The following is a 20,073-nucleotide window of genomic DNA, read 5'->3' on the forward strand; positions in this document are numbered from 1 at the left end:
CATTGGTTCATATTGCAGCAGGAAAAGTAAGACGGGGCCGACGGCAATTCCCCTGCTTTGATGGAAAATGATATTCTGCGTTGACGCGCCATGTTCTGTGGCTAACCGCGATTAATTTTTAACCTGTAGCGCCTGCACGCCAGAGTGCGAAGATAGGTGGCTAAAAAGGAGACTCAAATAGTGTCTGAATTATCTCAACTTTCCCCCCAGCCTCTATGGGATATTTTCGCCAAAATCTGTTCTATTCCGCACCCTTCTTATCATGAAGAAGCGCTGGCCGAGCACATTCTGGAATGGGCTAAAGAAAAAGGCATCTATACCGAGCGCGATCAGGTCGGCAATATTCTGCTGCGCAAAGCGGCAACCGCAGGTATGGAAAATCGCAAACCTGTCGTGTTGCAGGCGCATCTGGACATGGTGCCGCAAAAAAATAACGACACCGTACACGATTTCACTACCGATCCAATTCAGCCTTACGTTGACGGTGAGTGGCTGAAAGCACGCGGCACCACGCTGGGCGCGGATAACGGCATTGGTATGGCTTCTGCGCTGGCGGTGCTAGCCGATCCGAGCGTCGAGCACGGTCCGCTGGAAGTGCTGCTGACCATGACGGAAGAAGCCGGTATGGATGGCGCGTTTGGCCTGCAACCTAACTGGCTTCAGGGCGAAATCCTGATCAATACCGATTCGGAAGAAGAAGGCGAAATCTACATGGGTTGCGCTGGCGGTATTGATTTCATCACCCGCCTGCCGCTGGTGCGCGAGCTGCCACCTGCCGGTTACCACACGCTGAAGCTGACGATTAAAGGGCTGAAAGGCGGCCATTCTGGTTGCGACATCCATCTGGGGCTGGGCAACGCCAACAAGCTGCTGGCACGTTTCCTGTTCGAGCAGGCGAAAGCGCTGGATATCCGCATTCTCGATCTGAATGGAGGAACGCTGCGTAACGCGATTCCGCGTGAAGCCTTCGCCACGCTGTCACTGCCTGCCGCTAACGTCGAGCAGTTGAAAGCGCTGAGCCAGGATTATCTGGCTGTGCTGAAAAATGAGCTGTCCGCCGTTGAGAAAAACGTGACCGTGCTGGTGGAAGCCAGCGACAGCAACGAGCATCCGCTGACGCAAGACAGCCGCGATCGCCTGCTGGCATTGCTCAATGCCACGCCGAACGGCGTGGTCCGCATGAGCGACGACGTCAAAGGCGTGGTGGAAACGTCGCTGAACCTGGGCGTTGTTACGATGGAAGACGATCACGCGGAAATTATCTGCCTGATTCGTTCGCTGATCGACAGCGGTAAAGACGCTGTTGTTGGTACGCTGACAGCGCTGGGCCAATTGGCTGGCGCGAAAACGTCACCGAAAGGCGGCTACCCAGGCTGGCAGCCGGATGCGCATTCGCCGATCATGGCACTGGTTCGCGAAACGTACCAGAAGCTGTTCAACAAGACGCCGAGCATCATGGTGATTCACGCCGGTCTGGAATGCGGCCTGTTCAAGAAGCCGTACCCGGACATGGATATGGTTTCCATCGGGCCGACCATCACTGGGCCACACTCGCCGGATGAGCAAGTGCATATCGGCAGCGTCGATCTGTACTGGAAATTGCTGACAGCGCTGCTGAAAGCGATTCCGCCACGCGCGTAATCACGTAGTCGTAAAAATCAGGGCGGCGCAGAGACGTCGCCCTTTTTTATCCTCAACTGAACAGCCTTATCCCCAATCAAACACCAGCTGTCGCTCAATTTGCGGGTCGAGCAGCGTCACATGTAGCCCAACCAGCCGGACGCCTCTGGATTTACGCCGCTCCTGCCAGGTTTGTTGCGCGATCTTCAACAGATCCTGTTTATTCAGCACTGGCCACACATGCTCCTGCGTCGTTTGCTGAAAATCATCAAACTTGAGTTTGACGCCCTGACGCGCAATATGCAGGTCGGGCTTCACCCGTTTCAGGCGGACTTCCAGCTCCTCATAAAGCTCTTCAATCAGGTTTTCACACTGCTCCCAGTCGTGAATATCCTGCGCCAGCGTCTTCTCCACGCCGACCGACTTCCTCAGCCGATCGGGTGAAATCCGTCGCTCATCGATCCCCTGACATCGCTCCCACAGCACGCGGCCAAATTTGCCAAACTCTTTAAGCAGATCCGCCAGCGCATACACTCGAACATCCGCACAGGTGTGCAGGCCACGCTCTTCCAGCCGTTTCGCCGTTACCTTCCCGACACCGGGGATCTTCTCCAGCGGGAGCGTCAGCAGGAAATCATCCACCTGCTCCGGTGTAATCACATATTGTCCATTCGGCTTATTTAACTCAGAGGCGATCTTCGCCAGAAATTTGATCGGCGCAATCCCCGCCGAGGCGGTCAGATTCAGTTCATCGGCGATGGTTCGACGGATGTCTTCGGCGATGCGCGTCGCTGAACCGTTGCAATGCGGGCTATCGGTGACATCCAGATAGGCTTCATCCAGAGAAAGGGGTTCGATCAGCGACGTGTAGCGGGAGAAGATCTCACGGATTTGGCGCGAGGTGGACTTATACACCTCCATGCGCCCCGGCAACAACGTGAGGTGTGGGCACAGGCGCAAGGCGGTTGCCGTTGCCATCGCGCTGCGGACACCGTAGCGTCGGGCAGGATAGTTAGCGGTGCTGATGACGCCACGGCGATCGGCGCTCCCACCAATCGCCAGAGGAATATCGCGCAGGCGCGGGTTATCACGCATCTCAATTGCTGCGTAGAAGCAGTCCATATCAACATGAATGATTTTGCGCATACTGACCCTCCGACAGCACTGTATGAATATACAGATCAAAGTCAGTATAGACAAGCTGCACGATGCCTGCCGCGTTTACTGGGCGATCAGCATCACCAGCTTAAATTCGCTCTGCACGGCAGGGTGGAAAGTCTGTTGATGATAGGCAATATCGCCAAGCAAAGGATGATGGAAGCGTCGCTCGCCGCCTTCACGCGCGGTTACCGCCTGCTGCGACCACCAGAGATTGAACTCACGGCTTTCTTCACACAGCGACATCACGATTTGCCGAACGGCGTCAGTCGGTGCGTAATGGCTTGATTCCGCACGGAACTCCGCCACCACCCGCTTCGCTCGTTCCGGCCAATTGACCACCAGCGATCGTGCCAGCGGGTTCAGAAACATGAAACGCAGCAGGTTCGGCTCGGGATCGTGTCCCAGCCATCCGGCAAACAGCTGTTCCGACGGCGCATTCCACGCCAGCATATTCCAGCTGCCATCCAGAAGATACGCAGGACAAGTGATGTGATACAGGCTGGCGGCAACCTGCGCATCCGGCGACGTTGCCCTACTCTGCTTCTGAGGATCCTTCACGCCAGCAAGGCTAAAAAGATAATCGTGCTCTGCGGGTTCCAGTTTTAACGCCTGCGATACACGGAGCAGCGCCGATGCCGAAGCGGACACATCACGCCCCTGTTCAAGCCAGGTATACCAGGTGGTGCTGATACGGGCGATTTGCGCCAGCTCTTCGCGGCGTAGCCCACTGGTGCGCCGCCGCCCGGAGGCTGGCAGGCCGACCATTTCCGGCGTAGTCCGCTCACGCAGCGCCCGTAAGAAAGCCCCCAGCGCTTTTGGGCCGCTCAGAGAATTGGCAGGTATAAACGAATGTGCAGACATAGTCAGGTGCCCTTTTCATCCCGCTCGTATAGGTGGCTTACGATGACAGCAGCGCTAATGCAAGACATGTTAATCAAACAGGGAGTATTTTATACCCGTATAAATGCTCATATTGTACCCGTATTTTTTCCTCACTATAGTGTTCTTAGACCAAGGATAGTGTTCTCAGACCGACGTCTTCTTTAGTGGCTGGCGCGCCGCCGTTTAACCCATGATAAAACGAAAGCAATTCAGATAAAGCGAGAGCAATGATGGAAGAAAAACAGAACCATAATCATCGCGTCGAACACCAGTTCGGCTCACAGGCGCAGAACTACCTGACCAGTGCGGTGCATGCGCAGGGCAAAGATTTAACCCAGTTGGCTGCTTTATTAGCGCCCTTTCCGCAGGCGCGCGTGATCGACGTCGGCTGCGGTGCCGGACATGCCAGTTTCGTCGCTGCACAGGCCGTCGCGGAAGTTATCGCCTACGATTTGTCTTCCCAAATGCTGGACGTGGTGAGTCAGGCTGCCGCAGAAAAAGGGCTGAATAACATCCGCGTTCAGCAAGGCGTAGCCGAGTCTTTACCATTCGAGGATAGCAGCGCAGATATCATCATCAGCCGTTATTCCGCGCATCACTGGCATGATGTCGGACAGGCGTTACGTGAAATGCGGCGCGTCCTGAAACCGGGTGGGCGCGTGATCATGATGGATGTCGTTTCGCCCGGTCATCCGCTGCTGGACAGCTATTTGCAGACGGTAGAGAAGCTGCGCGATACCTCACACGTGCGCAATTACGCGCCGGGCGAATGGCTGAGCCTGTTTACCGATGCTGGGTTTATCGTGCGTAACGTCACCAGCGACAGGCTGACGCTGGAGTTCAGCAGTTGGATCGCACGTATGCGCACGCCAGAACATTTCGCTGTCGCGATTCGCGAACTGCAAAAAACGCTGCCGGGCGAGGTGGCACAGCATTTTGACGTACAGGCAGACGGTTCCTTTGTCACCGACATTATGATGATAGAAGCCACCCGCGCCTGATACGCTTTCTCCGCAATTAACGATCTCAAAACGATCTCAAATTGGACGGCCCGCATCCTTTCGGGTCGTTTTTTGTAAATGTTATTTTTTAGCGCTTTTCAACGCTTGATTAATATGAAACCAATGATAATGTGATTTCGTTTTCGTCGTTACCTATTCGCCGACGAAATAGATACCAATAACGGTTGTTCCAACGCCTTCTCGCCGAGCGCACTGAAAGCGTAGCGGGGATACCGCGTATATACCCTAAATAATTCGAGTTTCAGGACAAAAACGGCAAGGCGTTTTTGAACAGCGCTTGCGCTGACCCCGAAGGGGGAGGCCATAAGGCCGAATAACGCGGCAAGCGAGGGAATCCCGATGAGCTTACTTAGGTAAGTGATTCGGGTGAGTGAACGTAGCCAACGCACATGCAACTTGAAGTATAACGGGTATAGCAGACAATTTTATTATCAGGAACCATAATGCAAAAAATCGCGCTGTCGTTTGCGATGTTGTTTTTTTTGCCTTCTCTTGTTGTTACCAGCGCCGCCAGCGAGACCGCACCGCCGCTAGCGCCGATAGCAAAAGAATTAAAACAGCAATTATTAGGCTCTCCGATCTATATTCAGATCTTTAAAGAAGAGCGGATATTCGAACTTTATGCGAAAGTCGGTAACGAATATCGTTTATTGGAACAATACCCCATCTGTAAATATTCGGGCGGATTAGGACCAAAACGCGTTGAAGGCGATTTAAAAAGCCCGGAAGGTTTCTATCAGGTTGACCTGCGTCAGCTCAAGCCAGACAGCCAATATTATCGCGCGATCAATATCGGCTTCCCCAACGATTATGATAAATCACAGGGATATTCTGGTCGCTATTTGATGATCCACGGTGAGTGTGTGTCGGTTGGCTGCTATGCCATGACCAACACCTATATGGATGAGATTTATCGCTATGCCGAAGCCGCATTACGCAACGGGCAGGCGAAGATTGATATCGCCATCTACCCGTTCCGTATGACGGAACAGAACATGCAGCGCCACCGTAATTCCACCTACGCCAGCTTCTGGAAACAGCTTCAGCCGGGGTACACCTATTTTAATCAGCACAATAAGCCACCGGCCGTCACGGTGTTTAACGGGCAATACGTCGTTAACCCACCGTTGATGACTAGCCAGCCGACCTTAAAGTATGCGCTCGCCGAAACAAAATAGAACGAATTCACCTGGCATAATCTGATGCCAGGTTTCGTTACCCGTTAGCGGCTGCGTCGCCAGCACGGTGACGACATCATTGGGTGTCGTCTGCTGCTGAAAATCAATCTCTACATCCTGATCCAACAGCGTCGCTTTACCAAACGGCGCGCGGCGAGTGATCCAGTAGAGTTTGGTTGAGCAATATCCCATCACAAAGCGCCCGTCCGACAGCAGCATGTTAAACACGCCTTTCTCCCGCAAGACATCTGCCTGTTTAGCGATATAGCGGAATACCGCTGGCCAGTTACCCGGCGTGCGCGGGTAGCGCTCAGCCAATTGGGACAGCAGCCAGCAGAAAGCAAATTCGCTGTCCGTCTGGCCAACAGGGCGAAACATGCCCGTTTTCAGGGTGTTGTAGCCTTTCAGTTGCCCGTTGTGGGCGTACGTCCAGTTCCGCCCCCACAGCTCACGCGTAAAGGGATGGGTATTTTCCAGCGACACCGCGCCGCGATTGGCCTGCCGGATGTGTGAAACCACTGCACACGATTTGATAGGGTAATCCTGTACCAATCGCGCAATCGGCGAGTTATAGCTTGGCAGCGGATCTTTGAACGTACGACAGCCGTTCCCTTCATAAAAGGTAATGCCCCAGCCATCCCGATGCGGTCCGGTTTTCCCACCGCGCTGTATCAGCCCGGTAAAGCTAAAGCAGATATCCGTCGGTACATTCGCGCTCATCCCCAGCAGTTCACACATCTGACTTTCTACCCTTCCCTTCTCGTCATATTTCAAGTTACATGTGCGTTGGCTACGCTCACTCACCCGAATCACTTACCTGAGTAAGCTCATCGGGATTCCTTCCCTTGCCGCCTTCCTGAAACTCGAACTATTTAGAGTCTATTATTAAGCGGCTTACTGATCCGCCATCTCTTTTTCAATCAGCTGAATCAGGATGTGAATCGCTTTGATATGGATTTCCTGAATACGGTCGGCATAACCGAAGTGCGGCACACGAATTTCCACATCGGCCGAACCTGCCATTTTACCGCCGTCTTTTCCGGTCAGCGTAATGACTTTCATGCCTTTCGCTTTTGCCGCCGCAATGGCTTTAATAATGTTGCCGGAGTTACCCGAAGTGGAAATCCCCAGCAGCACATCGCCTTCACGCCCCAGCGATTCAACATAGCGAGAGAAGACAAAGTCATAGCCAAAATCGTTGCTGACGCAGGACAGGTGGCTCGGATCAGAAATCGCAATGGCCGGATAGCCCGGACGGTTCTCGCGGTAGCGACCCGTCAACTCTTCGGCAAAGTGCATGGCATCACAGTGTGAACCACCGTTACCGCAGGAGATCACTTTACCGCCCGCTTTAAACGCGTTAGCCAGCAGCACCGCAGCATTTTGAATCGACTGAATGTTCGCATCATCACTCAAGAAATTATTCAGTGTTTCTGCCGCTTCTTTCAGTTCACTACGGATTAAATCCTGATACATGGAATCCTCTCATTTTGTCTGGTGACAACATTCTTTTCTGTTCAGCAGTGTAGCGGATCGTGCCAACAGCGAGAAGCGCGTAATCACGGGATTGAGAGGATCGCTGATGCCCGTCAGAAAACACACGACTGCCGCTCGGTTTGTGAAGTGAGTTGTAATTATGATGTAAACGAATTGATAAAAATAATCAGATAAACTACAACGAATATAAGCAACAGGTCAGACCTCTTATGATATTGACCTACTACGCCTTATTTCACTGATAACACGGTTCTCGCTTTCTACTGCCACACAACGCTCGGTGGAAAGCTGAAAACCCTCAATTCGATCACAATGCTGGAGACACGTTATGGTTGCTGTCAGTATCCTCCTCCTACTGATTATCATCGGCGCGATGTTTTATCATCGGCTCAGCCTGCTGCTTGGCAGCGCCATCCTGCTGGCCTACTTCGCAGCCATGTCCGCCATGTTGCTGTGGCCCGTCTGGCTGATGATTCCGCTCGTGATTCTGCTGATTCCGATTACGGTTCCCTCTCTGCGTCAAAAGCTGGTTTCCGCTTCCGCGCTGCGCATGTTCCAGAAAGTGATGCCGCCAATGTCGAATACGGAAAAAGAAGCGATTGATGCCGGGACAACCTGGTGGGAAGGCGACCTGTTTCGCGGCGCGCCGGACTGGAAAAAGCTGCATAACTACCCGCGTCCGCAGTTGACCGCCGAAGAGCAGGCGTTTATCGACGGGCCAGTTGCTGAAGCCTGCCGAATGGCAAACGACTTTGAAATCACCCACGAACGCGCCGATATCCCGCCAGAACTGTGGGAATATTTAAAAGAACATCGCTTCTTCGCCATGATCATCAAGAAGCAGTACGGCGGGCTGGAATTCTCTGCCTATGCCCAGGCGCAGGTGCTGCAAAAACTGGCGGGCGTCTCCAGCATTGTGGCGATCACCGTCGGCGTGCCTAACTCACTCGGCCCCGGCGAACTACTGCAACACTACGGGACAGAAGCGCAAAAAGATCACTACTTGCCACGTCTGGCACGCGGTCAGGAAGTCCCCTGCTTTGCGCTGACCAGCCCGGAAGCGGGTTCGGATGCAGGTTCGATTCCCGATACCGGCATTGTCTGCTACGGCAACTGGCATGGCGAACAGGTCGTGGGCATGCGCCTGACCTGGAATAAACGCTATATCACTCTCGCCCCCGTCGCTACCGTGCTGGGGCTGGCCTTTAAGCTGTATGATCCCGACCATCTGTTAGGCGATCAAGACGACGTAGGCATTACCTGTGCGTTGATTCCGACGGACACCGACGGCGTTAAAATCGGCCGCCGCCATTTCCCACTGAACGTGCCGTTCCAGAACGGCCCGACGCAGGGTGAGAACATTTTTGTTCCGCTGGATTACATCATCGGTGGCGCGAAAATGGCAGGTCAAGGCTGGCGTATGCTGATGGAGTGTCTGTCGGTCGGACGCGGTATTACGCTGCCGTCCAACTCTACTGGCGGGCTGAAGTCGATTGCCCTCGGCATCGGCGCTTACGCCCACATTCGCCGCCAGTTCAAAATCTCCATCGGTAAGATGGAAGGTATCGAAGAACCGCTGGCACGCATCGCGGGTAACGCTTACGTGATGGACGCCGCCGCAACGCTGATTACCAGCGGCATCATGCAGGGTGAAAAACCGGCGGTGCTCTCCGCTATCGTCAAATATCACTGTACCCACCGCGGTCAGCGCAGCGTGCTGGATGCGATGGATATCGCTGGTGGTAAAGGCATCTGTCTTGGCCCGTCCAACTTCCTGGCACGCAGCTATCAGGGCGCACCGATTGCGATCACCGTGGAAGGGGCGAATATCCTGACGCGCAGCATGATCATCTTCGGGCAAGGCGCCATCCGCTGTCACCCCTATGTGCTGGAAGAGATGGCAGCCGCGCAGGAGAACGACGTATCACGCTTTGACCGTTCGCTGGTGGGTCACATCGGTCACGTCGGCAGCAACACAGTGCGCAGCTTCTGGCTTGGGTTGACCAACGGCCGTCTGAGCCGTGCGCCAGTGAATGACAAAACGCGTCGCTACTATCAGCAACTCAACCGACTCAGCGCGAATCTGGCACTGCTGGCGGATGTGTCGATGGCGGTATTGGGCGGCAGCTTGAAACGTCGTGAGCGTATCTCCGCGCGTCTCGGGGATATTCTCAGCCAGCTCTATTTAGCTTCCGCGACGCTGAAACGCTATGAGGACGAAGGACGTCAGAAAGCAGATTTACCGCTGGTGCACTGGGGCGTGCAGGACAGCCTGCATCAGGCCGAGCAGGCGCTGGACGATCTGCTGCGTAACTTCCCGAACCGTGCCGTCGCAGGACTGCTGACCTTTATCATCTTCCCGCTGGGTCTGCGCTGTGCTGCGCCGTCTGACCGCCTCGATCATGAGGTCGCGAAGATTCTGCAAACGCCGTCAGAAACGCGCAGCCGTCTGGGACGCGGTCAATATCTGGTTGCCAGCGAGCACAACCCTGTCGGGCTGCTGGAAGAGGCGCTGTTGGATATCATCGCCGCCGAGCCGATTTACCAACGCCTGTCGAAGGCCAGCGACAAAGCGCTGCCGTTCATGCGATTGGATCAGTTGGCAGAACAGGCGCTGGTGGAAGGTCAAATTACCGCAGAAGAAGCGGATATTCTGACCAAAGCCGAAGCCAGCCGCTTACGTTCAATCAACGTGGATGACTTTGCGTTCGATGCACTGGCCGCCAACAAGCCCGCGCCCGTAGCGCAACCGGAAAGAAAAACCGAAGCAGCATAAATAGAATCAGGCTGGGTTATACCGGCCTACTCCTACCATTGAGCGGTAGTAACGGATAGATCGTAAAGACGCTGTAAACACGTCCCTGTGCGCTCGGCTTGCGCCATCCCTGGCGCAAACGCTTTACTCTTCTATTCCGTTACCACCGTTCCCGTTCGATAAATAGGTTCGTTAACGCTCTTCCTATTCTTTTCTTTAAAGGCACATCAGTTGTAAAATCTACGCCATCTTTCCTTCTGAATGAAACCCGACACATGGCTTACATCCCCAAGAACTACGCCAGACTTGAAAGCGGCTACCGCGAAAAAGCGCTCAAACTTTTCCCGTGGGTATGTGGTCGCTGTTCACGCGAATTCGTCTATTCCAACCTGCGTGAATTAACCGTTCACCACATCGACCACGATCACAGCAATAACCCGGAAGATGGCAGTAACTGGGAAATGCTGTGCCTCTACTGCCACGACCATGAGCATTCGAAATATACCGATGCAGATATGTACGGTTCGACCGTCGTTGCAGGTGAAGATGCGCAGAAGGATGTCGGGGTTGCTACCCATAATCCTTTCGCGAATTTGCAGGCCATGATGAATAAAGGGAAGAAATAATCGGTTTGCCGCTCCCATCAGATTCTATGAGGGGAGCGGTTATAAAATAGCGTGGCTAACGACGACTAAGCACCGCTCTGTCGTACACGCGCCAGCAGCGCATCCACATCCGCAATATGCGGAGCCGCCAGCACTAACGTTCTGCCCAGCGAAATAGCATGACGCTGGCACGCTAAACGCGCTTCCGTCTCCTGAATGCCGTCCAGATCGGCGACGTGCGCCAGCCCAATCGTGCGGCGAATCAGTTCGGTGCCGCAGTAACCAACGACATCCCGCCAAACCTGCTGTAAAAACAGCACGGCATAGCCTGATTCCGCCAGCGCAGGATCGCGGCTTTCATTTTCGCTCAATGCCAGAAAACGGGCGGAAAAGGTCTGCCACAGCGTACGGATATCTTCCAGGCGTCGTTCACGCCCCGCCGCCGCCTCGCGCGGTGCCAGCAGCCCTGGCAGGCCGCAATAATTCAGCAGCAGATTGCCGATTGCCGTGCCGACATCAAAGCCAATTGGCCCGTAGAAACCAAATTCAGCATCAATCGCTTTTAAGCGCCCTTCTGCCACAAAGATCGATCCACTGTGGATATCGCCGTGCAGCAGCGCCTCAGCTTTGCTCAGGAAACCGTGCTTCAGTCCGGCAACCGCCAGCTTCAACGCCCGATCGTCACGTAATGCCTGCACATCCGGCGTCAGCGCGGCGTCAAACTGGTTTCTTTCATGATCGATATAGGGGTCGGTAAAGAAGAGATCTTCGGTAATCTGACACAGCTCGGGGTTGGTGAACTGGCTTACCGCCGCTTTCTTCTCATGCGGATGCTGATGAAAATCAGAAGTGTGGAATAACGTCTGCGCCAGATATTCTCCCAACTGTGCCGCCGCCTGAGGATAATCCGCACCGTTAACCAACTCGCTGCGCCAGATGCGATGATCAGAGAGATCTTCCTGCACCATCACCGCCAGTTCAGGATCGTGATAGAGTACGGTCACGGTATGCTGCGGACAAAACCGCGCGTGCGTCAGCAACGTTTCGGCCTCAATACGGGCTCGGTCCAGCGTCAGCGGCCAGGATTCCCCGACGCAGCGCACATAAGGCAGCGCCTGTTTGACGATCACTCGACTAACGCCCGCTTCATCTTTAATTTTAAACACCAGATTCAGATTGCCATCGCCGATCTCTTCTGCGGCTACCAGCGTTTGCGGCTGACTGACACCGCCGTACTGGCGGGCATATTCAACAGCGTCATCCGCCGTAAAAGTGCGGTAAAGTGACATTCCAACCCCTCGCTATTCTGAAATCAAACTTATTCTGGAATTAAAAATACGGACATAAAAACGTTCGGACGTCTATACATCTATCAGGCATCTTGGCAGAATAAGAATATCGATGCAACATGGATTTAACGACCTATGCAGACACTTAACACAACCAGCCTGAAAATCGTTGATAACCAACTGTGGATCCTCGACCAGCAGGCGCTACCGCAAGAAAAACGCTGGAGCCCTTGCCCAGATGTTGCGTCACTGGTTGAGCATATCCAGACGCTGCGAGTACGCGGCGCACCACTGATTGGCCTGTCCGCCAGCCTGCTACTCGCGCTGCTAGCCGAGAGGGGACTATCGCAGGCCAAACTGGCGCAGGCGCTGGAGACGTTGCGGGCATCGCGCCCTACCGCTGTGAACCTGATGAATAATCTGGATCGCATGAAGCTGGCGCTGGCACAGCCGCAGTTTGTCGAGGCGCTGGTGCAGGAAGCCCTGCGTCTGGTAGAAGAAGATCGCGCGCTGTGTGAACGCATTGCCGATCATGGCGCAGCGCTGGTGAAGCCAAACAGCCGCTTGCTGACCCACTGCAACACCGGCGGGCTGGCAACGGCAGGCATCGGCACCGCCATCGGCGTGCTGCTGCGCACACATCAGCAGGGAAAAGTCGCGCAAGTGTGGGTCGATGAAACGCGCCCGCTATTGCAGGGCGGACGCCTCACGGCCTGGGAACTGGGTGAGCTAGGCATTCCTTATCAGCTCATCTGTGATTCGATGGCCGCTAGCCTGATGGCGCAGGGTCAGGTCGATGCGATTTGGGTCGGCGCTGACCGCATTGCCGCCAACGGCGACGTCGCCAATAAGATCGGCACCTACAGCCTCGCGGTACTGGCGCACTATCACCAGATTCCATTTTACGTCGCCGCACCGCACACCACGCACGATCCCGCATGCTCGGACGGTCAAGCCATCCCTATCGAACAGCGCGCCGCCACCGAAGTCACCGGCGTTTCCGGCAGCTTCGGCCACTGCCAATGGGCACCGCAGAACGCCGCGGTCTACAACCCAGCGTTTGACGTCACTCCCGCCGAATTAATCAGCGGCTGGGTACTCGACACTGGCGTGGTCAGGCCACAGGACGTGAAAGAAGGGATATTTCAGACAGCATTGAAAAGCAATTGAATGGTAGAAAACGCCATTTTTCTATGCCCGATAGCGTGAATATTTCGGGCGTGTTAATTGCTCTATTCTTCTGTAATTTCATCACACGCCCGACAAGGAGCGCTCAATTGCCGCAGCTCCTTGACCACTGGCTTTTGGCGTGAATTGTGCCGCTACGCGGTGCCTTCGGCGTTCATGATTGCTTGGGGGCCGCCAGTGACGCGTTCCCGACGCGGCACTGGCTCTCGCCGCATCCATGCGGCTCACCCAGCCCTCATGCCCACCTCAGCACAATTTTTTACGCCTATAAAAAATCGGTCAGATGCTTACAAGCATCTGACCGATAAAAATTCCCTTTCATCTTAAATGATTAGCGGTGCGCTAGCGCTCCAATTTCGGATACGCATCCGCGATCTTGTCGCCGGTAAAATGCGCGATCCAGCCTTCTGGGTTATCGAACAAGCGGATGGCGGTGAAGTGCGGTTCCAGTCCCATATCAAACCAGTGCGCCGTGCCCGCGGGTACTGACAGCAGATCGTTCTTCTCACATAAGATCTGGTAAATCTTGCCGTTCAGGTGTAGGCAGAACAGTCCTGCGCCTTCCACGAAAAAGCGCACTTCGTCTTCGTGATGCACATGCTCGGATAAAAATTTGGTGCGCAACTCCGCACGCTGCGGATTATCGGAACGCATGCTGATGACGTCCCAGCTCTGATAGCCTTTTTCTGCCACCAGTTTGTCGATTTCATGCTGATAGGCCGATAGCACTTCTTCAGACGACGGCGCGTCGCTCAGTTTCTGGCTGGCTTCCCAGCGTTCAAAACGTACGCCGATCTCGTTCAGCTGTTTCTGAATCGCCTCGGCATCCTGACTTTGCCAAATCGGCTGGCTCGCATCGCTGTCGCTAAAAATGGTTAATCCACTCATTGGGCGTACTCCGGTAAGTCGATCTGGTCAAAACGTGCCACCTGACGGTGACGGCTTACGCTATCCGCATCATCACGAATAAGCTGACAGGTGTGCCAACCGGCTTCCTGCGCGGCATCCAGCTCCTGACGAATATCCGACAGGAATAACAGTTGCTCAGCAGGCAGCCCGATGGCTTGCGCAATCGTGCGATAAGAATCGGTCTCGCGCTTCGCTCCGACGCGGGTATCAAAATAGTCGCTGAACAGCGGGCGCAGATCGCCGGCGTTGCTATAGCCGAACAGCAACTGCTGCGCTTCCACCGACCCTGACGAGTACACATACAGACGCAGGCCCTGCTGCTGCCATACGGCGAGCTGCGCAGCCACTTCAGGATACAGATGCCCCTGAAAATCGCCGTTACGGTAGCCCGCACGCCAGATAATGCCTTGCAGCTGCTTCAGCGCGGTGGATTTACGATCTTCATCCATAAACTGGTTCAGCGCGGTAATCAGCGTCTCGCTATCCGCATCGGGCTGACCTAGCTCCTGACGCAGCGCGTCCAGCGCCTGCGCGATCTCAGGATCGCTACCGTTCTGCCGAACGGTGTCGGCCAGACGCTCGCGGGCATAAGGAAACAGCACGCTGTGAACAAAACGAATATCGCTGGTGGTACCTTCAATATCCGTCACAATCGCGTTAATCATGCTTTCGCCTCCAGCAGTCGCCGTTGCAATTCGCATTGGAACAGGAACTCTAGCCCTTCCAGATGACGACGTGCTTCTTTCACCGTCGCCCCCCAGCAGTAAAGGCCGTGGCCGCGCACCAGAAAGCCATAGCGAAGCGGCGTGTGGCTGGCGTACTCGGTTACCCGCTGCGCCAGCGCCGGAATATCCTGATCGTTATCGAAAATCGGGATCGCCACGCGATCCAAATGGGTGGTTTGCCCCGCCAGCGACTTTTGCATTTCGTAGCCGTGCAGCACCAGTTCAGCGCCCTTCTCTACCCGAGACAGCACCGTCGCGTTCACCGAGTGCGTGTGCAGCACCGCGCCAATAGCCGGCTCGCGGCGATACAGCAGCGTATGCAGCCCCGTTTCCGCCGACGGCGTGCGACCGCTCGGCACATGGTTAGTGGCAATCTCCACCAGCAGGAAATCCTCTGCCTGAAAGCTGCCTTTATCTTTACCCGATTCGGTAATCAGACACTGCGCTTCATCAAGGCGTACGGACATATTGCCGCCCGTCGCCGGACACCAGCCCTTTTCACCTATCCAGTGGCAGGCCGCAAGCAGCGCCGTCAATTGTTGATTTTCAGTCATGAGGCTTCCCGTTTTTGGTTCATTTTCTGGCAACTTTTCTGGATGCTTTTTGGCGATTTAGACGCTTTCGTTATGTCTTAGCACATAAAAGCATTTAGCCGTTTAAACGTCCAAGCGTCTTGATTGCCAAATACTAACAGCATGTTATATTACCAAGCAATACAGGCTTGCAGGAGTTCCACCCCGCTATGAGCGCCGCTCTGATCCCCGACAGTAAACTGCCTTCGCTGGGCACCACCATTTTTACCCAGATGAGTGCGCTGGCCCAACAGCATCAGGCCATCAATCTATCACAAGGTTTCCCTGATTTTGACGGCCCGGACTATTTACAACAGCGGCTGGCGTATCACGTCAGTCAGGGCGCTAACCAATATGCGCCAATGACCGGCGTCGCGCCGCTGCGTCAGGCGATTGCCGAAAAAACAGAAGAACTGTACGGCTGGCGGCCGGATGCCGACAGCGAAGTGACCGTCACGGCGGGGGCGACCGAAGCCCTGTTTGCCGCCATTGCAGCGCTGGTGCGTCCCGCCGACGAAGTGATTTGTTTCGATCCCAGCTATGACAGCTATGCGCCCGCCGTCACACTGGCGGGTGGCGTACTCAAGCGCATCGCCTTGCAGCCGCCTGCGTTTCGCGTGGACTGGTCGCATTTTGCTGACCTGCTGAACGACCGCACTCGTTTGGTCATCCTGAATACGCCGCACAATCCGTCCGCCACCGTCTGGCAGAAGGCGGATTTCGAGCAGCTGTGGCAGGCGATTGCCGCACGTAACATCTTTGTGCTGAGCGATGAAGTCTACGAGCACATCTGTTTCGACAGTGAAGGACACGCCAGCGTGCTGGCCCATCCGTCGCTGCGCCAACGCGCGATTGCCGTCTCATCGTTTGGCAAAACCTTCCACATGACCGGCTGGAAAGTCGGCTACTGCGTCGCACCAGCAGCCTTGAGTGCGGAAGTGCGTAAGGTTCACCAGTACCTGACGTTCTCCGTGAACACGCCCGCGCAGTTCGCCATTGCCGACATGCTGCGTGAACAGCCGCAACACTGGCGCGAACTGCCCGATTTTTACCGCGCACGCCGCGATCGTTTCATCAAGGCGCTGGCAGACAGCCGTTTTGACATTCTGCCCTGCGAAGGCACCTACTTCCTGCTGGCGGACTATCGGGCGATTTCCGATCTGGACGATGTCAGCTTCTGCCGCTGGCTGACCGAACACGTTGGCGTCGCGGCGATTCCGCTGTCCGTCTTTTGCGCCGATCCGTTCCCACATACGTTGATTCGACTATGCTTTGCTAAACAGGAAGCAACGTTGGATGCCGCTGCGGAGCGTTTATGTCGACTTTAAAGATTTCATTGCTGCAACAGCCATTGGTCTGGCGCGATGGCGAAGCTAACCTGCGCCACTTCGATACCTTATTAGCGGAGATGAGCGGGCGTGATGTGATTGTCCTGCCGGAGATGTTCACCACCGGCTTTGCGATGGAAGCCGCCAAAGGCAGTCTGGATCAGTCGGTTGTAGAGGCGTGGCTGCACCAGTGGGCGCAGAAGACGAATGCGCTGATCGGCGGCAGCGTCGCGGTAAATACACCGAAAGGCGCGGTGAATAGGTTCCTGCTGGTCGATCCGCACGGCGAGGTGCATCACTATGATAAGCGCCACCTGTTCCGCATGGCGGACGAACACCACCACTATCAGGCAGGCACGGAGCGCGTCACCCTTGAGTGGCGCGGCTGGCGCATCTGCCCGATGATCTGCTACGACCTGCGTTTCCCTGTCTGGTCACGCAATCGACAGGATTACGATCTGGCGCTGTATGTCGCCAACTGGCCAGCGCCACGAGCCGCACACTGGCAGACGCTGCTGGCGGCGCGTGCCATTGAGAATCAGGCCTACGTTGCGGGCTGTAACCGCGTCGGTACCGACGGCAACGGCCACAGCTACCGTGGCGATAGCCTGATTATTAATGCGCAAGGGGACATTCTGGCCTCTGCCGCTCCCAACCAGCCTGCCCGTCTGGACGCCGAGCTGTCGCTGGAAGCGCTGCAAAGCTACCGGGAAACCTTCCCCGCCTGGCGCGATGCCGACCGCTTTACGCTGTAATGGCTGTAGCTGTAATAGATGTCGCTGTCATTACTGTGCAGAGGCGTGGTAGAACACCGCCTGATAGAACGCCTGTAGCGCCAGCGCCACATCTGCCGTGGTAACGGACTCGTCAGGATGGTGGCTGATGCCGCCGCGGCAGCGGACAAACAGCATTGCTACCGGCCAGCATTCGGCAATCGCAATCGCATCGTGCCCCGCACCGCTTGGCAGCATCAGCGTTTTCCCCTGCACCTGCGTCACCGCGTCGTTTAATACCGACTGCAACGCGGGATCGCAGCGGGTTGCTGCAATACGATAATACTCTTCGGCGCTGAACTGGCAGCCGCGCTGGTGCGCGATAGCCTGCCCTAGCGTCAGTAGTTTTTGTAGCAGCGCATCCAGCGGCGCATCTTCCGGCCCTCGAATATCCAGCGTCATCTTCACCTCACCGGGAATGACGTTCGCCGCACCCGGTAAGCACTGCAATGTGCCAAACGTGGCGACCAGATGCGGATCGCTTTCCCGTGTGATCCGCTCGGCCTGCGCCATCCAGTCGGCCGCTGCTGCCAGCGCATCCTGCCGCTGCGTCATCGGCACCGTGCCCGCATGCCCCGCCAGCCCGAGGAACGTGCAGTTGAGTCGCCGTGCCCCGTTGATGGCGGTGACCACGCCCAACGCCAGATCCTGCTGCTCCAGACATGGCCCTTGTTCGATGTGCAATTCCAGATAGGCGGTGATATCGCTGACCGGACGTGCCGCCAGTGCCACCTCAAGCGGATCCAGTCCCGCAATGGTCAACGCCTGCGCCACACTGGTGCCTTCGGCATCCTGACACTCCAGCCAGTTCTCCGGCCAGGTACCCGTTATCCCCCGACTGCCCAGCAGCGTAATGCCAAACCGCGTGCCTTCCTCATCACCGAAGCCGATGATTTCCAGCGCCACAGGCAAACGCATCCCCTGCTGATGGAATGCGCGTACCACTTCAATCGCCGTCAATACGCCCAGCATGCCGTCATATCGTCCGGCATTGCGCACCGTATCCAAATGCGAACCCAGCAACAGCGCTGGCGCATCCGGTGTTAATCCTTCATAGCGGCCACAAATGTTACCCACGCTATCCTGCCAAACGTTCATGCCCGCTTCGCGCATCCATTCTCCCACCTGCGCATTGGCACGCAGGTGCTCCAGCGACAGATAAACACGGGTCAGTTGGCCGGGCGTTTCGCTGATTTCAGCCAGCACATCGCAGCGCGACATAATCTGCTCAGCGGCGGCCTGTGCGGCAGCAGGCAACATCAACATTTCACTCATGCACGTCCCTCATCTGCCGCGTAGTAATTCCAGGCGGCCTGCAAAGCCTCGCCCTGCACGGTGCGGAAACCAAGACGATTCAGCACCGCCTCCAGCGCCGTCAGCGTTTGCATCACGCAGTCTTTACGCGCGTTGTAGCCCATCGTCCCGATACGCCAGATCTTGCCCTGAAGCGGGCCAAACGACGTGCCGATCTCAATGGCGAAATCTTCCAGCAGCAGCTTACGCACCTGCTCGCCGTGGACGCCGTCAGGAATCACCACGCCCAGTACGTTATTCATTTTGTGGGTTAGTGAGCCAAAGGTATCCAGCCCCATTCCCTGAATCCCCGCCACCAGCGCACTACCATGCAGCGCATGACGGGCAATGCTGCGATCCAGCCCTTCCTCGAGGATCGTTCGGGCACACTCGCGTGCGGCGAACAGCATGCTCGTCGCCTCGGTATGGTGGTTCAGGCGCTCTGGCCCCCAATAATCCATCACCATGCCCAGATCGAAATAGTTGGAATAGATCATCTCGTCGTCGCCATCCTGATGGGCGTCCGTTCGGATCCCCTGCTCAATACATTTGCGACGACGGATCACCGCTTCCATCTGCGGGCTGAGCGTGATCGGTGAGCTGCCAGACGGCCCGCCCAGACACTTCTGCAATCCAGCGGAAACCGCATCCAGTCCCCATTTATCCGTTTCCAGCGGGTTGCCGCCAAAAGAGGCCGTAGCATCGGTATAGAACAGTACGCCGTGACGGCGGCAAATCTCGCCCAGTTCCTCTAACGGTTGCAGCATGGTGGTCGACGTATCGCCCTGCACCGTCAGCAGTAAACGCGGGCGTACCGTTTTGATTGCATCTTCGATTTGATCCGGCGAGAACACCTCGCCCCACGGCACTTCAATGGTATGAACGTCAGCACGACAGCGGCGGGCAATCTCGCACAGCAGATGACCAAAACGACCAAACACGGGTACCAGCACCTTATCGCCGGGGCGGATCGCCGACAGCAGAATCGCTTCAATGCCCGCACGCGAGGTGCCGTCTACCAGCATCGTCCAGCGGTTTTCCGTGCGGAAAAGCTGACGATAGAGCTCCATGACCTGATTCATATAGTTGGTCATCGCGGGGTCATACTGACCCACCAGCTGGCTAGCCATTGCCCGTAATACGCGCGGATCGGCATTGATCGGCCCCGGCCCCATCAACAGGCGATGAGGGGGATTAATTTGCGCGTACAGTTCGCTGTTCATGGTTATCTGCTCCAGATTCTTTACGTTACTGGTCTGCTAATCGAATGATTTCA

General features: G+C 55.8%; 18 protein-coding genes. 8 read left to right on the forward strand and 10 right to left on the reverse strand.

Annotation, left to right across the window (positions count from 1 at the left end; genetic code table 11):
* Positions 1-180 precede the first annotated feature (180 nt).
* Positions 181-1,641 carry a beta-Ala-His dipeptidase gene (gene pepD, locus LOZ86_RS16060; protein ID WP_039486953.1) on the forward strand — a complete coding sequence of 487 codons (1,461 nt, stop codon included), beginning with the start codon at positions 181-183 and terminating at the stop codon, positions 1,639-1,641.
* A gap of 66 nt (positions 1,642-1,707) precedes the next feature.
* On the opposite strand, the gene dinB is transcribed toward pepD, so the two are convergent.
* Both dinB and LOZ86_RS16070 read right to left on the reverse strand, forming a co-directional pair.
* The gene (gene dinB / locus LOZ86_RS16065; RefSeq protein WP_039486954.1) at positions 1,708-2,766 is read right to left on the reverse strand and encodes a DNA polymerase IV; all 1,059 of its coding nucleotides are present in this window, start codon (positions 2,764-2,766) and stop codon (positions 1,708-1,710) included.
* 75 nt (positions 2,767-2,841) lie between these two features.
* Positions 2,842-3,642: a helix-turn-helix transcriptional regulator gene (locus LOZ86_RS16070; protein ID WP_039486956.1), complete on the reverse strand. Its 801-nt coding sequence runs from the start codon at positions 3,640-3,642 to the stop codon at positions 2,842-2,844.
* A gap of 251 nt (positions 3,643-3,893) precedes the next feature.
* On the opposite strand from LOZ86_RS16070, the gene LOZ86_RS16075 reads away from it, so the two are divergent.
* Both LOZ86_RS16075 and dpaA read left to right on the forward strand, forming a co-directional pair.
* The gene (locus LOZ86_RS16075; RefSeq protein WP_039487032.1) at positions 3,894-4,664 is read left to right on the forward strand and encodes a class I SAM-dependent methyltransferase; all 771 of its coding nucleotides are present in this window, start codon (positions 3,894-3,896) and stop codon (positions 4,662-4,664) included.
* 464 nt (positions 4,665-5,128) lie between these two features.
* Positions 5,129-5,863, forward strand: coding sequence for a peptidoglycan meso-diaminopimelic acid protein amidase (gene dpaA, locus LOZ86_RS16080; protein ID WP_039486958.1), 735 nt, complete (start codon positions 5,129-5,131; stop codon positions 5,861-5,863).
* Here the strand turns inward: dpaA and LOZ86_RS16085 are convergent.
* Together LOZ86_RS16085 and lpcA are read right to left on the reverse strand one after the other, a co-directional pair.
* Positions 5,834-6,601, reverse strand: coding sequence for a class II glutamine amidotransferase (locus LOZ86_RS16085; RefSeq protein ID WP_039361094.1), 768 nt, complete (start codon positions 6,599-6,601; stop codon positions 5,834-5,836). The two genes, dpaA and LOZ86_RS16085, sit on opposite strands and share 30 nt — an antisense overlap.
* A 156-nt stretch (positions 6,602-6,757) precedes the next feature.
* Positions 6,758-7,339 carry a D-sedoheptulose 7-phosphate isomerase gene (lpcA, locus tag LOZ86_RS16090; protein ID WP_005975726.1) on the reverse strand — a complete coding sequence of 194 codons (582 nt, stop codon included), beginning with the start codon at positions 7,337-7,339 and terminating at the stop codon, positions 6,758-6,760.
* A gap of 349 nt (positions 7,340-7,688) precedes the next feature.
* On the opposite strand from lpcA, the gene fadE reads away from it, so the two are divergent.
* Entirely contained in the window at positions 7,689-10,136 is a 2,448-nt protein-coding gene (gene fadE / locus LOZ86_RS16095; protein WP_039486960.1) for an acyl-CoA dehydrogenase FadE, read from the forward strand.
* 254 nt (positions 10,137-10,390) lie between these two features.
* The gene (yajD, locus tag LOZ86_RS16100) at positions 10,391-10,741 is read left to right on the forward strand and encodes an HNH nuclease YajD (RefSeq protein WP_010282592.1); all 351 of its coding nucleotides are present in this window, start codon (positions 10,391-10,393) and stop codon (positions 10,739-10,741) included.
* A 65-nt stretch (positions 10,742-10,806) separates the two neighbouring features.
* Here the strand turns inward: yajD and mtnK are convergent, their stop codons facing one another.
* Positions 10,807-12,009, reverse strand: coding sequence for an S-methyl-5-thioribose kinase (gene mtnK / locus LOZ86_RS16105; RefSeq protein ID WP_039486962.1), 1,203 nt, complete (start codon positions 12,007-12,009; stop codon positions 10,807-10,809).
* 135 nt (positions 12,010-12,144) lie between these two features.
* Between mtnK and mtnA the strand changes: the two genes are divergently transcribed.
* A complete protein-coding gene (mtnA, locus tag LOZ86_RS16110) occupies positions 12,145-13,179 on the forward strand; it encodes an S-methyl-5-thioribose-1-phosphate isomerase (protein WP_039486963.1) in 1,035 nt (344 codons plus the stop codon).
* Between the two features lie 360 nt (positions 13,180-13,539).
* Here mtnA and LOZ86_RS16115 read toward each other — a convergent pair whose 3' ends face one another.
* Genes LOZ86_RS16115 through LOZ86_RS16125 form a run of 3 tightly spaced genes read right to left on the reverse strand, consistent with a single transcriptional unit; the run spans position 13,540 to position 15,385 of the window.
* Positions 13,540-14,085: a 1,2-dihydroxy-3-keto-5-methylthiopentene dioxygenase gene (locus LOZ86_RS16115; RefSeq protein WP_039486965.1), complete on the reverse strand. Its 546-nt coding sequence runs from the start codon at positions 14,083-14,085 to the stop codon at positions 13,540-13,542.
* Entirely contained in the window at positions 14,082-14,771 is a 690-nt protein-coding gene (mtnC, locus tag LOZ86_RS16120; RefSeq protein WP_039486968.1) for an acireductone synthase, read from the reverse strand. Before mtnC ends, LOZ86_RS16115 begins: the two co-directional genes overlap by 4 nt.
* On the reverse strand, positions 14,768-15,385 hold the full coding sequence (locus LOZ86_RS16125; protein ID WP_039486970.1) for a methylthioribulose 1-phosphate dehydratase: 618 nt from the start codon (positions 15,383-15,385) through the stop codon (positions 14,768-14,770). The genes mtnC and LOZ86_RS16125 overlap by 4 nt, the downstream gene beginning before the upstream one ends.
* A 188-nt stretch (positions 15,386-15,573) precedes the next feature.
* Between LOZ86_RS16125 and LOZ86_RS16130 the strand changes: the two genes are divergently transcribed.
* The gene (locus LOZ86_RS16130; protein WP_039486972.1) at positions 15,574-16,731 is read left to right on the forward strand and encodes a pyridoxal phosphate-dependent aminotransferase; all 1,158 of its coding nucleotides are present in this window, start codon (positions 15,574-15,576) and stop codon (positions 16,729-16,731) included.
* The gene (locus tag LOZ86_RS16135) at positions 16,719-17,486 is read left to right on the forward strand and encodes an amidohydrolase (protein WP_039486974.1); all 768 of its coding nucleotides are present in this window, start codon (positions 16,719-16,721) and stop codon (positions 17,484-17,486) included. Before LOZ86_RS16130 ends, LOZ86_RS16135 begins: the two co-directional genes overlap by 13 nt.
* Before the next feature lie 30 nt (positions 17,487-17,516).
* On the opposite strand, the gene hpxK is transcribed toward LOZ86_RS16135, so the two are convergent.
* Positions 17,517-18,779 (reverse strand): allantoate amidohydrolase, encoded by a 1,263-nt coding sequence (gene hpxK / locus LOZ86_RS16140; RefSeq protein WP_039486976.1) that lies wholly within the window; start codon positions 18,777-18,779, stop codon positions 17,517-17,519.
* Positions 18,776-20,020: a pyridoxal-phosphate-dependent aminotransferase family protein gene (locus LOZ86_RS16145; protein WP_039486977.1), complete on the reverse strand. Its 1,245-nt coding sequence runs from the start codon at positions 20,018-20,020 to the stop codon at positions 18,776-18,778. The genes hpxK and LOZ86_RS16145 overlap by 4 nt, the downstream gene beginning before the upstream one ends.
* Positions 20,021-20,073 lie beyond the last annotated feature (53 nt).

This window comes from Pectobacterium parvum, from assembly GCF_020971565.1.
Taxonomy (GTDB): domain Bacteria; phylum Pseudomonadota; class Gammaproteobacteria; order Enterobacterales; family Enterobacteriaceae; genus Pectobacterium; species Pectobacterium polare.

What these genes read in the sequence shown, in the direction of transcription:
- dinB (WP_039486954.1), bottom strand. Translation starts at nt 2,766, where the DNA reads ATGCGCAAAATCATTCATGTTGATATGGACTGCTTCTACGCAGCAATT.
- LOZ86_RS16070 (WP_039486956.1), bottom strand. Translation starts at nt 3,642, where the DNA reads ATGTCTGCACATTCGTTTATACCTGCCAATTCTCTGAGCGGCCCAAAA.
- LOZ86_RS16075 (WP_039487032.1), top strand. Translation starts at nt 3,894, where the DNA reads ATGGAAGAAAAACAGAACCATAATCATCGCGTCGAACACCAGTTCGGC.
- dpaA (WP_039486958.1), top strand. Translation starts at nt 5,129, where the DNA reads ATGCAAAAAATCGCGCTGTCGTTTGCGATGTTGTTTTTTTTGCCTTCT.
- LOZ86_RS16085 (WP_039361094.1), bottom strand. Translation starts at nt 6,601, where the DNA reads ATGTGTGAACTGCTGGGGATGAGCGCGAATGTACCGACGGATATCTGC.
- lpcA (WP_005975726.1), bottom strand. Translation starts at nt 7,339, where the DNA reads ATGTATCAGGATTTAATCCGTAGTGAACTGAAAGAAGCGGCAGAAACA.
- fadE (WP_039486960.1), top strand. Translation starts at nt 7,689, where the DNA reads ATGGTTGCTGTCAGTATCCTCCTCCTACTGATTATCATCGGCGCGATG.
- yajD (WP_010282592.1), top strand. Translation starts at nt 10,391, where the DNA reads ATGGCTTACATCCCCAAGAACTACGCCAGACTTGAAAGCGGCTACCGC.
- mtnK (WP_039486962.1), bottom strand. Translation starts at nt 12,009, where the DNA reads ATGTCACTTTACCGCACTTTTACGGCGGATGACGCTGTTGAATATGCC.
- mtnA (WP_039486963.1), top strand. Translation starts at nt 12,145, where the DNA reads ATGCAGACACTTAACACAACCAGCCTGAAAATCGTTGATAACCAACTG.
- LOZ86_RS16115 (WP_039486965.1), bottom strand. Translation starts at nt 14,085, where the DNA reads ATGAGTGGATTAACCATTTTTAGCGACAGCGATGCGAGCCAGCCGATT.
- mtnC (WP_039486968.1), bottom strand. Translation starts at nt 14,771, where the DNA reads ATGATTAACGCGATTGTGACGGATATTGAAGGTACCACCAGCGATATT.
- LOZ86_RS16125 (WP_039486970.1), bottom strand. Translation starts at nt 15,385, where the DNA reads ATGACTGAAAATCAACAATTGACGGCGCTGCTTGCGGCCTGCCACTGG.
- LOZ86_RS16130 (WP_039486972.1), top strand. Translation starts at nt 15,574, where the DNA reads ATGAGCGCCGCTCTGATCCCCGACAGTAAACTGCCTTCGCTGGGCACC.
- LOZ86_RS16135 (WP_039486974.1), top strand. Translation starts at nt 16,719, where the DNA reads ATGTCGACTTTAAAGATTTCATTGCTGCAACAGCCATTGGTCTGGCGC.
- hpxK (WP_039486976.1), bottom strand. Translation starts at nt 18,779, where the DNA reads ATGAGTGAAATGTTGATGTTGCCTGCTGCCGCACAGGCCGCCGCTGAG.
- LOZ86_RS16145 (WP_039486977.1), bottom strand. Translation starts at nt 20,020, where the DNA reads ATGAACAGCGAACTGTACGCGCAAATTAATCCCCCTCATCGCCTGTTG.